The 12,994-nt window shown below is 64.4% G+C and carries 14 protein-coding genes and 1 tRNA gene; 13 read left to right on the plus strand and 2 right to left on the minus strand.

The window, feature by feature from the left end; genetic code table 11:
• Window positions 1–28: 28 nt before the first annotated feature.
• From AXW83_RS14685 to AXW83_RS14730, 10 genes are all read left to right on the plus strand, one after another.
• The gene (locus tag AXW83_RS14685; protein ID WP_066614695.1) at window positions 29–1,336 is read left to right on the plus strand and encodes a glutamate-5-semialdehyde dehydrogenase; all 1,308 of its coding nucleotides are present in this window, start codon (window positions 29–31) and stop codon (window positions 1,334–1,336) included.
• Window positions 1,333–1,962 carry a nicotinate-nucleotide adenylyltransferase gene (locus tag AXW83_RS14690; protein WP_066614696.1) on the plus strand — a complete coding sequence of 210 codons (630 nt, stop codon included), beginning with the start codon at window positions 1,333–1,335 and terminating at the stop codon, window positions 1,960–1,962. Before AXW83_RS14685 ends, AXW83_RS14690 begins: the two co-directional genes overlap by 4 nt.
• Window positions 1,963–2,064: 102 nt before the next feature.
• A complete protein-coding gene (gene rsfS, locus AXW83_RS14695) occupies window positions 2,065–2,442 on the plus strand; it encodes a ribosome silencing factor (protein ID WP_066614697.1) in 378 nt (125 codons plus the stop codon).
• 13 nt (window positions 2,443–2,455) lie between these two features.
• Window positions 2,456–2,935, plus strand: a complete 480-nt coding sequence (gene rlmH, locus AXW83_RS14700; protein ID WP_066614699.1) for a 23S rRNA (pseudouridine(1915)-N(3))-methyltransferase RlmH — start codon at window positions 2,456–2,458, stop codon at window positions 2,933–2,935.
• Between the two features lie 131 nt (window positions 2,936–3,066).
• Complete coding sequence (locus tag AXW83_RS14705) at window positions 3,067–4,374, plus strand: murein hydrolase activator EnvC family protein (protein WP_236841672.1); 1,308 nt, start codon at window positions 3,067–3,069, stop codon at window positions 4,372–4,374.
• A complete protein-coding gene (locus tag AXW83_RS14710) occupies window positions 4,374–5,708 on the plus strand; it encodes a S41 family peptidase (RefSeq protein ID WP_066620542.1) in 1,335 nt (444 codons plus the stop codon). The genes AXW83_RS14705 and AXW83_RS14710 overlap by 1 nt, the downstream gene beginning before the upstream one ends.
• 121 nt (window positions 5,709–5,829) lie before the next feature.
• Window positions 5,830–7,026: a divergent polysaccharide deacetylase family protein gene (locus AXW83_RS14715; RefSeq protein ID WP_066614701.1), complete on the plus strand. Its 1,197-nt coding sequence runs from the start codon at window positions 5,830–5,832 to the stop codon at window positions 7,024–7,026.
• Window positions 7,023–7,532: an RNA pyrophosphohydrolase gene (locus AXW83_RS14720; protein ID WP_066614705.1), complete on the plus strand. Its 510-nt coding sequence runs from the start codon at window positions 7,023–7,025 to the stop codon at window positions 7,530–7,532. Before AXW83_RS14715 ends, AXW83_RS14720 begins: the two co-directional genes overlap by 4 nt.
• Window positions 7,533–7,605: 73 nt before the next feature.
• A complete protein-coding gene (hisE, locus tag AXW83_RS14725) occupies window positions 7,606–7,992 on the plus strand; it encodes a phosphoribosyl-ATP diphosphatase (RefSeq protein WP_066620545.1) in 387 nt (128 codons plus the stop codon).
• A 169-nt stretch (window positions 7,993–8,161) separates the two neighbouring features.
• Window positions 8,162–8,238: transfer RNA gene (locus tag AXW83_RS14730), tRNA-Arg, on the plus strand.
• Between the two features lie 164 nt (window positions 8,239–8,402).
• Here AXW83_RS14730 and AXW83_RS14735 read toward each other — a convergent pair.
• Window positions 8,403–8,756 carry a hypothetical protein gene (locus AXW83_RS14735; protein WP_066614706.1) on the minus strand — a complete coding sequence of 118 codons (354 nt, stop codon included), beginning with the start codon at window positions 8,754–8,756 and terminating at the stop codon, window positions 8,403–8,405.
• A gap of 161 nt (window positions 8,757–8,917) precedes the next feature.
• Here AXW83_RS14735 and AXW83_RS14740 point away from each other — a divergent pair, with 161 nt between their 5' ends.
• A complete protein-coding gene (locus AXW83_RS14740; protein ID WP_236841955.1) occupies window positions 8,918–9,100 on the plus strand; it encodes a helix-turn-helix domain-containing protein in 183 nt (60 codons plus the stop codon).
• Between the two features lie 104 nt (window positions 9,101–9,204).
• Here the strand turns inward: AXW83_RS14740 and AXW83_RS14745 are convergent, their stop codons facing one another.
• Window positions 9,205–9,882 (minus strand): hypothetical protein, encoded by a 678-nt coding sequence (locus AXW83_RS14745; RefSeq protein ID WP_066614709.1) that lies wholly within the window; start codon window positions 9,880–9,882, stop codon window positions 9,205–9,207.
• A 280-nt stretch (window positions 9,883–10,162) separates the two neighbouring features.
• Here AXW83_RS14745 and AXW83_RS14750 point away from each other — a divergent pair, with 280 nt between their 5' ends.
• Together AXW83_RS14750 and AXW83_RS14755 are read left to right on the plus strand one after the other, a co-directional pair.
• The gene (locus AXW83_RS14750) at window positions 10,163–11,764 is read left to right on the plus strand and encodes a hypothetical protein (protein ID WP_066614710.1); all 1,602 of its coding nucleotides are present in this window, start codon (window positions 10,163–10,165) and stop codon (window positions 11,762–11,764) included.
• Complete coding sequence (locus tag AXW83_RS14755) at window positions 11,761–12,993, plus strand: hypothetical protein (protein ID WP_066614712.1); 1,233 nt, start codon at window positions 11,761–11,763, stop codon at window positions 12,991–12,993. Before AXW83_RS14750 ends, AXW83_RS14755 begins: the two co-directional genes overlap by 4 nt.
• Window position 12,994 lies beyond the last annotated feature (1 nt).

The raw sequence follows: 12,994 nt of genomic DNA on the forward strand, positions 1-12,994 counted from the left end.
GTGGATCAGGCAATGGCAGGTTCACCAAATGACGAGCGATAAGACGCTCCGCATAGTCGCGACAAACGATGCGGACGATGTTGGGGCATTGATGCACGCGCTTGGCCGGCGTGCCCGCGCCGCTGCGCGTGCCGTGGCGCTCGCGCCGGCTGCCCAGCGCGACGCTGCGCTGCACGCGATGGGCAACGCCCTGACCGCGCGCGCCGCCGCCATCCTCGCCGCCAATGCCCAGGATATCGCCGAGGCGAAGGCCGCCGGCCAGAACGCCGCCTTCATCGACCGCCTGATGCTGGACGAGAAGCGCCTTGCCGAAGTCGCTCACGCCGTCGCCGATATCGCAAAGCTGCCCGACCCCGTCGGTCGCGTGCTGGCGCAGTGGACACAAGCCTCCAACGGGCTTCGCTTCGAGCGCGTCGCGACCCCGCTCGGCGTCATCGCCGTGATCTTCGAGAGCCGGCCAAACGTCACGGCAGATGCCGGCGCGCTCTGCCTCAAGAGCGGCAACGCCGCGATCCTGCGAGCAGGCTCCGACAGCTTCCGCACCTCGACCGAAATCGCCGCCGCGCTCCGGCAGGGGCTGGAGGAGGCGGGCCTGCCGGCCGACGCGATCCAGCTCGTGCCGACGCGCGACCGTGCGGCGGTCGGCGAAATCCTGAAAGGTCTCGACGGCGCGATCGACGTCGTCGTGCCGCGCGGCGGCAAGAGCCTCGTTGCCCGCGTCCAAAGCGATGCGCGGGTGCCGGTCTTCGCCCATCTCGACGGCAACTGCCATGTCTATATCCATGAGCGGGCCGATCTCGACATGGCCCAGGCGATCGTTCTGAACGCCAAGCTGCGGCGCACCGGCGTCTGCGGTTCTGCCGAGACGCTGCTGGTGGACGAAGCCTGCGCGGCGACGCATCTCGCGTCGCTGGTGAAAGCCCTGCTCGACGCCGGCTGCGCCGTGCGCGGCGATGGGGCGACGCAAGCCGTCGACGCCCGCGTCACGCCTGCGACGGAGCAGGACTGGGCGACCGAATTCCTCGATCGCATCATCGCGGTGAAGCTGGTGGCCGGGCTCGACGAGGCGATCGACCATATCGAGCGCTACGGCTCGCACCACACCGAGGCGATCATCACGGCCGATGCCGAGGCGGCCCGCCGATTCCTCGCCGAGGTCGATTCCGCGATCGTTCTGCACAACGCCTCGACCCAGTTCGCCGATGGCGGCGAATTCGGCTTCGGCGCCGAGATCGGCATCGCCACGGGCCGCATGCATGCGCGCGGTCCTGTCGGTGTCGAGCAGCTCTGCTCCTTCAAGTACCGCGTCCATGGCGATGGCCAGATCCGGCCGTGAGCCAGCCTCCCGTTGCGACGCAGGAATATCTGCGGCTGCCGCCTCATGCGCCGGGCCTGCGCATCGGGCTGTTCGGCGGCAGCTTCAACCCGGCCCATGACGGCCACCGCCTGGCGAGCCTGACCGCGCTGCGACGGCTCCAGCTCGACCGGATCTGGTGGTTGGTGACGCCGGGCAATCCCCTGAAGGACAATGCCGCCCTTCCCCCGCTCGCGCAGCGCGTCGGCTTCGCCCGCGAGGTCGCCGACCATGCCCATATCCACGTCACCGGCATCGAGGCGCGCCTGCGCACCCGCTACACCGCCGACACGCTGCGCGCGCTGAAGCTGCGCTGTCCCGGCGTGCGCTTCGTCTGGGTGATGGGCTCCGACAATCTCGCCAGCTTCCACCGCTGGAACGAGTGGCGAGCAATCGCCCGGATGATGCCGATCGCGGTGATCGACCGGCCGGGCTCGACCCATCGCTCCATCGCCTCGCCGGCCGCCGGCTGGCTGTCGCGCTGGCGGATCTCGGAAAGCCAGGCGGCGGCGCTTGCCGGCGCCTGCGCACCGGCCTGGATCGTCCTGCATGGGCGGCGCTCGGCGCTCTCCTCCACCCAATTGCGGCAACAGGCTAAATCCGATTGAATTTCAGCCCCGTCAGGCGTATTTTGATGATGTCGCGCTCCGAGCGCGTCGTCATGTGAGGATACGGAACTGAACCGTCAAACCCTTGGTGAGGCCGAGCCCATGCCGCTTCCCCAGGCTGCTGTGTCGGACAACCCGTCCGCCGACAGCATAGCCCTCGCAATCCATGTTCTCGAAGAGATGAAGGCCGAGGACGTCACCGTCATCGACCTCGTCGGAAAAACCTCTCTGGCCGACGCCATGATCATCGCGTCCGGGCGGGTGAACCGTCACGTCGCCTCGATCGCTGACAGCCTGGTCGAAGCCCTCAAGGGCTCCGGCCTGCCCACGCCCAAGGTCGAGGGCATGCCGGCCTGCGACTGGGTGCTGATCGACACCGGCGACATCATCATTCACATCTTCCGTCCGGAAGTGCGCCAGTTCTACAATCTGGAGAAGATGTGGGGCGCCGACCGGCCCAATGAGCGGCTCGTGAGCTGAAGCGCATCGCGCGATGCGCCTTGCCCTGATCGCTGTCGGGCGTCTCAAGGATGGACCCGAGCGCGAGCTCTGCGAGCGCTATCGCGAGCGGGCGCTCGCGCTGGGACGCGGGCTCGGCTTCAGCGGGCCCGAGATCGTCGAGATCACCGAGAGCCGCGGCCGACGGCCCGACGAGCGCAAGCGCGACGAGGCCGAGGCGATCCTCGCAAAACTCCAGCCCGGTCTGCTGATCGCGCTCGACGAACGCGGCCGCAGCCTGAACAGCGACGCCTTCGCTGACAGGATCGCGGCGGCTCGCGACGCCGGCACGGCATCAGCCAGCCTCGTGATCGGCGGCGCCGATGGCCTCGCCGACGAGATCCGAAGCCGCGCCGACATCACGCTCGCCTTCGGCGCCTTGACGATTCCGCATCAACTTGTGCGCGTGCTGGTGCTCGAACAGCTTTACCGGGCACTGACGATCGGCGCCGGACACCCCTATCATCGCGCATGACGAACTGGCGCTCCCTGATTCGCAGATGGCACGGGCTGGCAATTGCCCCTGCCGGCCTGCCGTCATTGCGAGCGCAGCGAAACAATCCAGGCGTCTCGCGCATACCTCTGGATTGCTTCGCTGCGCTCGCAATGACGGCGGTGCTTCTCGCGTCCGGACCGGGGGCCGCCCAATCCCCCTCCCCCGATCCCGACCAGCTCACCCGCGAAGCCGAGCAGAAGCGGGTCGAGAAGCAGGCGCGCGAGGTCGAACTCAAGGCGATCGAGCAGCGCCTCGCCGGCAATGCCGAGCGCCGCGCCAAGCTCGATGCCGAGATCGCGGCGATCCGTGCCGACCGGGCCGCGCTGAACAAGGCGCTGCTCGACACGACCTCCCGCACCCAGTCGATCGAACGGCGGGTCAGCGGGCTCGAATCCCGGCTGAGCCTGCTGCAGTCGAGCGAGACCGCGATCCGCCGCTCGCTGGAGGGCCGGCGCGGCCTGATCGCCGAAGTCCTCGCCGCGCTGCAGCGCATCGGGAGGCGCCCGCCGCCTGCCGTCCTCGTCAGGCCCGAGGACATTCTCGAAGCGGTGCGCGCCTCGATGCTGCTCGGCGCCGTTGTCCCCGACCTGCGCCAGGAGATCGAGATCCTCGGCACCGATCTCGGCGAACTCGTTCGTCTGCGGGACGGCATTGCCAGCGAACGCAAGGCGATGTCGTCGGAGATGGAGGACCTCGCCGGCGAGCGCCAGCGTCTCGCCTCCCTCGTCGAGGCCAGGCGCGAGCGCGAGGCCGGCGCCACCCGCGATGCCGAGACCCAGCGCGGGCTCGACGGCGAACTCGCCGCCCAGGCCAAGGGCCTGCGCGATTTCGTCGAGCGCATGGAGAAGGAGATATCCGTCGCCAGCCGCGCCGCCGATTCGGCCCGCACGGCGCTCGAATCCGAGACGCGCGAGCAGCGCCAGCGCATGGCGGCGCTCGCCTTCAAGGATCCGGCCCGCCTCGGCCCCAAGATCGCCTTCGCCGAGGCGCGCGGCCTTCTTCCCTTGCCGGCAGTGGGTTCACAATTGCGTGGCTTTGGCGAAAACGACACAACCGGCGGCACGACGCGCGGGATTTCGCTGAGCACCCGGCCCGGCGCCCTAGTTTCGGCGCCTTCTGACGCTTGGGTGGTCTATGCTGGTCCGTTCCGCTCCTTCGGGCAACTCTTGATCCTGAACGCGGGCGGCGGGTACTATATGTTGTTGGCCGGTATGCAGCGTATCGATGTTTCACTGAATCAATTCGTTCTCGCGGGAGAACCGGTTGCAGTGATGGGCGAAACGTCGGAAGCTGCTGCCTCGATAACGGGTTCTGGAGCCGGGCAACCCGTGCTCTATATCGAATTCAGAAAAGACGGCGTTTCGGTCGATCCGACGCCGTGGTGGACGAAATCGCAAGGCGAAAAGGCTGGCGGATGATGCGCAAGGTTTCTCTCGTATTCGCCGGCGCGGTGGTGGGCGCAAGCCTCACGGGCGTCGTCACACAGACGCGCCTGTTCTCCTCGACCAGCGCGGTCGCGGCCTCGGCCGAGGTCTATCGCAGCCTGAACCTTTTCGGTGACATCTTCGAGAAGATCCGCACCGATTATGTCGAGAAGCCCGATGAACAGAAGCTGATCGAGGCCGCCATCAATGGCATGGTCTCGTCGCTCGATCCCCATTCCGGCTATCTCGACGCCAAGAGCTTCCGCGACATGGACACCGACATGCGCGGCCAGTTCGGCGGGCTCGGCATCGAGGTCACGATGGAGGAAGGCGTCCTCAAGGTCGCCAAGCCGATCCGCGACACGCCCGCCTCCAAGGCCGGAATCCTGACCAACGACATTATCCGCCAGATCGACGGCGACGAGGTCAAGGGCCTCAGCCTGACTCAGGCCGTCGAGAAGATGCGCGGCCTGATCAACACGCAGGTCAAGCTCAAGATCGAGCGGCCGGGCAAGCCCGACCAGCTCGAATTCACCCTGACCCGCTCGACCATCGTCGTGCCGGCCGTCGAGGAGCGTGTCGAGGCCGATGTCGGCTATGTCCGCATCGGCACCTTCAGCGAGCAGACCTATGAGGGCCTGCGCAGGGGCATCGACAAGGTCAATGCCGATATCGGCATTGACAAGGTCAAGGGCTATGTCATCGATCTGCGCAATAACCGCGGCGGCCGTCTCGATCAGTCGGTCCTGGTCTCCGATGCCTTCCTGGAGCGCGGCAAGATCGTCTCGACGCGCGGCCGGAACGCCGAGGAGACCCAGGTCTTCAACGCCAAGGCAGGCGACCTGACCCGGGGCAAGCCCGTCGTCGTGCTGATCAACGGCTCGTCGGCCTCGGCGGCCGAGATCGTCGCCGGCGCCCTGCAGGACCATAAGCGCGCCACCATCATGGGCACGCGCTCCTTCGGCAAGGGCTCGGTCCAGACGGTCATCCCGCTCGGCGGCAATGGCGGCCTGCGCCTGACCACGGCGCGCTACTACACCCCCTCGGGCAACTCGATCCAGGCCAAGGGCATCACGCCCGATATCGAGGTCATCCAGGACATCCCGGCCGAGCTGAAGGACAAGCTGACCGAGAACAAGGGTGAGGCGGCGCTGAAGGGCCATCTCAAGGCCGGCGACGGCAAGGACGAACAGTCCGGCTCGGCCTCTTACGTTCCCAACGACCCGACCAAGGACACGCAGCTGATCGCGGCGCTCGACCTGCTGCGCGGCGTCAAGAAGGACGCCGCCGCCCCGGCGCCCACGACCGACGCCCCCAAGCCGAACTGAAGGCTGAGGCCGAATATGCGGCCGCTCTCGACGGCGGCCGCCGCAACCGCCAAGATGAGCGTTGGCGGGCCGCTGATTCGGGTCCGGTTCGACTAGCTGAGGACGGCTGCCCTTGGCCGGAATGCCGCTCACCGAGATCAATCGGCCACTCGGCCAGGATCGTATCGCCACGCCGGGCAGGCCGTGGCTGCGGTTGGCCGCCCGCGCCGCCGCCGGTATCGTCTCGGCAGCACTTCTGGTCCTTGTTGTCTACATTGCCGTCAGCCGCGATCCCGATGGCGGCGAGCCGATCGCCAGCGCCCCGATCGAGAAGCGCGCGCCGGCGCAGGTCGCCTCCGCTCCCCAGCCGGGCCCCGCCCCGGCTCCGCGCTCCCAGTCCAGCGCAGGCCAACTCGAAACCGAATCGGGCGTCACCGTCGTCCGGCCGGGCTCCGAAGCGCCGGGCAGCATCGTCATCACCGTCCCCGACGCGGAAGGCGTGATCAAGCTCGCCCCTGCCCCCGACAACCGCCTCGTCGAACGCACCCGCCAGGGCATCCTCCCCAGGATCGGCCCCGACGGCTCGACCTCTTTGCAGGTCTATGCCCGCCCGCTCGGCCCGCAGCCCACGACCAGACCCGCCGGCCGCATCGCGCTGCTTGTAGGCGGTCTCGGCATCAGCCAGAGCGGCACCGCAGACGCGATCGCGAAATTGCCCGGCCCGGTCTCGCTCGCCTTTGCGCCCTATGGCGCCGATCTCGAACGCACCGTCCAGCGCAGCCGCGGCGCCGGTCACGAGGTCTTCCTCCAGGTTCCGATGGAACCTTTCGACTATCCCGACAACGACCCCGGCCCCCACACCTTGCTGGCCGGTCCCAAGGCGGCCGAAAACGGCGAACGGCTGCAATGGCTGCTGGGCCGCTTCACCGGCTATGTCGGCATCGTCAATTTCCTCGGCGGCCGCCTGACCGCCGACGAGACCGCGCTGTCCCCCGTGCTGCGCGAAATCGCCGGGCGCGGGCTGATGGTCGTCGATGACGGCTCCTCCTCGCGCAGCCTGCTTGCGGCCTCGGCCGCGCGCGCCCAGATTCCAGCACTCAAGGTCGACCGCGTCATCGACAGCGTCGCGCGCGCCGACGCGATCGACAAGGAACTCGACAGGCTCGAAGCGCTCGCCCGTGAACGGGGCGTCGCCATCGCAGCCGCCAGCGCCCTGCCTGTAACGATCGAACGGATCGCGCGCTGGGCCGCGACATTGGAGGGCAAGGGATTGCAACTCGTTCCCGTCAGCGCCGCACGCGGACTGCGCGACCCCGGCAAGACAGGCTCGCTGCCATGACCGAAAAACCCCCATACGGCTATCGCCCCTGCGTCGGGCTGGCGCTGTTCAATCGTCAGGGGCTGGTGTTCCTGGGCCGTCGCGCCAACAAGGCGCTACGCGAGCATGTCGCCCCCGACCATGAGTGGCAGATGCCGCAGGGCGGCATCGACAAGGGGGAGACCCCGCTCGAGGCGGCGCGCCGCGAATTGCAGGAAGAGACCAACGTCACCTCCGTCACGTTGCTCGCGCAGGCGCCGGGCTGGCTGAGCTACGACCTCCCCGTCGATATCGGCAAGGAAGCCTGGAGGGGCCGTTGGCGCGGCCAGGTGCAAAAATGGTTCGCCTTCCGCTTCGAGGGCGACGAAAAGGAGATCGACATCCTCAGTCCGGCAGGTGGACACAAGGCCGAATTCGATGCCTGGCGCTGGGACAGGCTGGAGCGGACGCCTGAATTGATCATCCCGTTCAAGCGCGACGTCTACACCGAGGTCGCAAGGTTCTTTGCTCCCTTCGCAGCGGACTGACCGGGCGCGTCCAACTCGTGCCACCATGCCCGATCGTCACGAAACTCTCATGTCGCAGGATGACTCTGGCCAGATGGCTGATTCGATTCACCGGCTGCACGCCGCCGTCCTTGCCGCCCGCTCACGCGATCCGGCCTTCTCGCGAACAGCCAAGCTGCTGAGCGAGGGCGTGCCGAAGATGGCCAAGAAGCTGGCCGAGGAAGCCGTCGAGGTCGGTCTCGAAGCAGTCCAGGGCGACCGTGGCCGTGTGATCCTGGAAAGCGCCGACCTCGTCTACAATCTGGTCGTCCTCTGGAGCGAACTCGGCATCGCACCTGACGATGTCTGGCGTGAAATCGACCGCCGCGAGCAGCTTTATGGAATCGCGGAAAAACTGCCCAAGATTCGCAGGACCCGCCTTGCCCGGCAAGACATCACCGCGGGCGAGGCGGCAAAGCCGATCATCATACGAGACGATTGAAGGCCGCCGCGGCGGGGACGGATCCCTTGCCGGCAGGTTCGCATGAAAATGCTTCAGTCTCTGGATGCTCCGGAAGACGAAACCGACTTTTCAGGGTTGCCAAGTCGAGAGCGAGCAGCTATTCCGCCACCATCGAAACGACGCGGCCAAGGCGCGTGTCGATCGGTACGCGCCCGTAGCTCAGCTGGATAGAGCATCAGACTACGAATCTGAGGGTCAGAGGTTCGAATCCTTTCGGGCGCGCCAACTAACTTCCTGAAATTACGTCGTATTTGCTTAGGCCGCGAGAGCGGCCTTTTGCGTGTCTGCGGTCGGGTCGCCACGGGGTCGCCGCGGCCCGCTAAAATGCGTCGCTAGATATGAAAAAGGCCGGCCCTTACGGACCGGCCCTTTTGCTTGATACCGTGGTCTCACACGCCTGTAGGATCGACCATCGGGTCGAGGCCTGCAAACTTCAGCAGAAGGCGACGGGCCATCGCGTTGTGCCAATCCAAATCCTCATCTTCACCGAGCCAGCTTGCCGGCATGACGTGGTTCAATAGAATGCGGACCTGAGCTGCGCGGTCGGAATCTGTCTCGGCGGGCAGTGCCAGCGACAGTTCCACCAGTGCCGAATGCTCATCGCAGATTGCGTCAGAAGCCTCTGTGCCGGTCTCTTCTAGAGCGGAATTCAGCTCGCGCAGCTGCTTTTCTGCCAGGGAGAGCATCGAAGAGGTCATGTTTGCGACGGGGGCGAAGGAAGCGAGGGAGAGCTGAGCGGTCATGGCGTATGTCCCTAGGGGTTGCGATAATCAGACAACCTGATTACCCTGTAAACATGCTCTAACATGTTTACCGTGTCAACAGGTAGGAAATGAAAATCTCGCCTAGCCAATGCCGGATGGCCCGCGCAGCCCTTCAAATCGGCGTGCGCGACCTCGCGGAGATGTCAGGGGTGTCAGCCATGACGATCACCCGCTTCGAGAATGGCCGCTCAAAAGGCTACCCTGATACATGGGAGCGGCTGGGCCAGGCGCTTGAGGTCGCGGGGCTTGAGTTCATCCCAGAGGACGCAAAGGGCGCAGGCGTTCGGTACCAGCGGCCAGGCGATCTGACCCCCGCTCCCTAAAACGCGATACCACCCCCTGGGGAGGGGGCGGCCCACATGGTCCGCGACGCCCGGAGGCCGCTCGCCAAATTTTCCGATTTTTGAAAACCTCGGATGGCTAACTCCTACCCGAGCTTTCGAGCCAGGATCAAACGGCGCGTCATCGCTCGCTGCACATACGCCCAAGGGCCGAGCTCCCCTACTCTTCTTCTCGATTTCGTCGTCTGGATCGGCCTCATCAACTGGCGGTAAGTCATGTGTGACGGGTCAACGTTCAAGGTGATGTCCGGCATGTCATTTTCGATTATCCTCTGCCACCTTCTAGCGTATCGCGCGATCTTTCTGAGTAATTGTAGCTCTTTTCGAATTTGATAGTGGATTTCTCGCAGCTGAATCTCAGTAGTGTTGTCGTTTACCAGTTCTGAAATGCGGCTTTCGGCATAAAAAAGGCAGTCTTTATCTCTAATCTCCTGCAAGGATTTTTGGCCAAACCCATTTATCAACTTCAAGTATATCGCAATTTTTTCATCTGAATTATCAGTTTTCATGTCGGGCGCAGACATAAAATCAGAAATGGCTCGGTGCACCGACATACCCATGACAGGCCGCGGCGCAGAAATCGTTGCTTGCTCTAATTCCTCAAAGAGCCACCAATAATACAGCTTTCTCGCCACGTCCTGATTGTCAGTTTTCAAATCTATCAGCGCAAAATCGTGAACCCTACGATCGAAGAAACGTATATTCCACCACTTTCCCTCCCTGGTTGTCAGTCTGGCAATCTTCTTATCTTGGTCTGGCTTCATCGCCCCTGCCTCGATTTTCTCTGATTTTATTCATCTAGTATTTCTGATATTTTGAGTCAACACGCTTACAAATGGCTATATTGTCTCCTTTAGTGATTTTTACTTGAAATATGACTGGCTAAAGAGGCGACAACGCGTAGCGTTCTGTCTCCTGCCCTCGCCTTCAGAGATTCCGAAGGATGGGAGTTTCGTCTCCACGGAAGGCATGTTATCCTAGCGACAGTGGGCGTTCTCGCTGGTTTCGCCGCGCCAGGTCCTGATTTTACAGGCGAGAACCGTTATGGCGCAGCCGACACCCTACAACCGCCAGTTCAACTTCCAGGACTATCAGGCGCAGCAGCCGACGTCGCCATTGCCTGGCGACGAGGTCGACAACGAGCTGAATGCCGTCAAGCTGACGTTCGACCAGACGCTGGTGGCGCTGGCGAAGATCCAGCGCGACGATGGCGCGCTGAAGAATGGCAACGTCACGCAGGACTCGCTCTCCAATTCGCTTTCGATCGGATTCACGTTCCGCGGAACGTGGGCGTCGGGCATCAACTACCTCATCAGCGACGGCGTCGCGGTCGGCTCGATTTTTTACAAGGCCAAGTCGTCGCACCTCTCATCGGGTGCAAATCAACCGCCGAATGCGACCTTCTGGGATGCCATCGCAGACATCACCCCTCTCGCGATCAGCCCCAATAGTGTCAGCACCGCAGCAATCCAGAACCTCGCGGTCACGACGGCGAAGCTCGCCGATGGCGCCGTCTCCACGCAGAAGATCGTCGATGCTAACGTCACGACGGCGAAGATCGCCGATGGCGCGCTGAGCGCCAACGCTACGGGCCGAGCCAAAATGGCTGCCGGGTATATCGACGCGCTCAGGCTGGCGAGTTCTGCAGTGCCTGCGCGGGCGGGCGTGTTGAATGGTAAGATTGTTCAGACACGCACCGGTGGTGCGGAGACCTTTGCACTGAAGACGCTGGCGGGCAGCGACCCTTCCGCCTCAGACCCCGCTCTTTTCGTCTTCCAGGATGGCACCGGTGGCTTTGTCGTCCGCACGGTCACAGCGGCACTCTCTGTCACGGCGTCGAGCGGCTCGACGCTCGGCGCGAGCAATGGCGCCCCCTTCCGCATCTGGATCGTGGCGGCGGATGATGCCGGCGCGGTCCGGCTGGGCATCGTCAAGACCACCGCCACCTCCGCGACGTCAGCCAATGTCATGTCGCTGGCGGAGTGGTCGGCATTCTCGGGCACGGCGGAGGGTGGCGCCGGTGCTGCCGACAGCGCGCAGGTGATCTACTCCGACACCGCCTTTACCTCGAAATTCATCTGCCTGGTCGGTTTCGCCGATTGGGATAGCGGCCTCACCACGGCCGGCTCCTGGAACTCGGCTCCCACCCGCACCGTCCTATTCGGCCCCGGCGTGGCCCGCCCCGGCGAGCCGACAGGGAACCGTCGCCATGTCGTCCTGCCCGGCACTTTCACGTCCACGACTGCCGGAGTCCTGACGGACGTCACCGGTCTGACGGTCGATATTACTCCTGGCTCCGGCGCCAATCTCATCAGGGCGGTCCCTCGCCTACAAGCCTTCTCCGACGTCAATGCAACGGCCTTCGCACTTGTGCGCGCGTCGGCCAACGTCGGGGGCGGCACGGCTGCATCGAACCGCGTTTCCGCCTTTGGGGGGACGACACGGGTATCGGACGGCAACAGCATTCAGGTCGTCACCGCCGAGATCATCGACGCACCGGGCGCGACGATCGCCACAACCTACAGGGTGCAGTTCATCCTCCAGTCGCCGGGTCGGCTCGATGTGAACCGCACGCTCACTGACACCGACGCCGCTGGCATCGGCCGATTTTCATCATCCCTGACACTCGAGGAGATCATGGCATGAGCAGCATCGACTTGATTATCGACGCCCGCGTCAGCGCGGAGGTCGCTAGCCAAATTGAGCAGACCGTTGTTGTCGCGAAGGGGGAGCGGGGCGAGAAGGGCGACCGAGGGGTCGACGGGTCTCGCGCATCGTTCCCTCCATGGACGTCGGCGCCCGGACATTTCGCGGAAGGCTATTCTGCCTACGCCTCCGCGAAAGAAGGGTTGAGCCAACGTCTGTCCGATCTGATCAAGCCGTCGGCAGCAAAGCTCGTCCATCCTGATCCGATGCCTGGAGCTCACAGCAACTCGTTCTCTGCGGTGGTCCGAATGCCAGATAGCGGCAGCTATTTTCTGGTCCCGTATTCAAGCGCCACCGCCCGGATCTATCGCTCCCGCACCGGCAAATTCGTCACGCCCGGCGGCGCATATGCCGGGGCTGGTGCTCATAATGGCGGCGCCTTGATGCCCAGCGGCCGAATCATGATGGCGCCCCACAATTCGACGAGCTTGATCGCCTACAATCCGTCGTGGGAGCTGGTCGAGACGCTAAAGACCGATCTGCCCGGCAACAGCGCGTATACCGGCGTCGTCGTAACCAGGAACGGACTGGCCGTCTTCGTCCCGCATAACGCATCTCGCGTAGGCGTATTTCTCGAATCCGAGACGACCTGGTCCTTTGGCTCCGACGAGATCGGTGGTGGCATGTCCTACGCCGGCGGTGTCGCGCTGCCGGACGGCAAGGTGCTCATGGTGCCTCACTGCGCAAGTCGAGCGGCGGTCTATGATCCCGACACAAACGCGACGACCCTGGGTGCGCAGCAGTTTCCGGCCTCGGAGAGCTTCTTCGGGGGCGCCCTTATCGACGACACGAAGGTGATGCTCTTTCCGCACAAGCACGGAATGCCCGCAATCTACGACTTCGTTTCCGATATTCTTACGCCGTTCCCAGCCCATGTCGGCGACGCCGGAGTTGCCAACTTCGCCGGCGGTGTAGCGCTGCCGGATGGTCGATTCTTCCTCGTGCCATTCCAGAGCACCGTCGGCAAGATCATCGACCTTGGCAGCAACAACGCGCGGTCGACGCCGGGCACCTATGGCGGCGGCGCTTGCCATGGCGGCGTTCTCATGGACGACGGCGACGTGCTGATGGCGCCCTTTAACAGCGAAAACGCCTTCTTTGCTGCCACAGGCTACGGCGTGCCCCTGGACGTGGAGTTCGTCACTTCCCCTCACAACAACCGCTCGTGAG

Origin of the sequence: Bosea sp. PAMC 26642, assembly GCF_001562255.1 — a bacterium.
GTDB lineage: Bacteria > Pseudomonadota > Alphaproteobacteria > Rhizobiales > Beijerinckiaceae > Allobosea.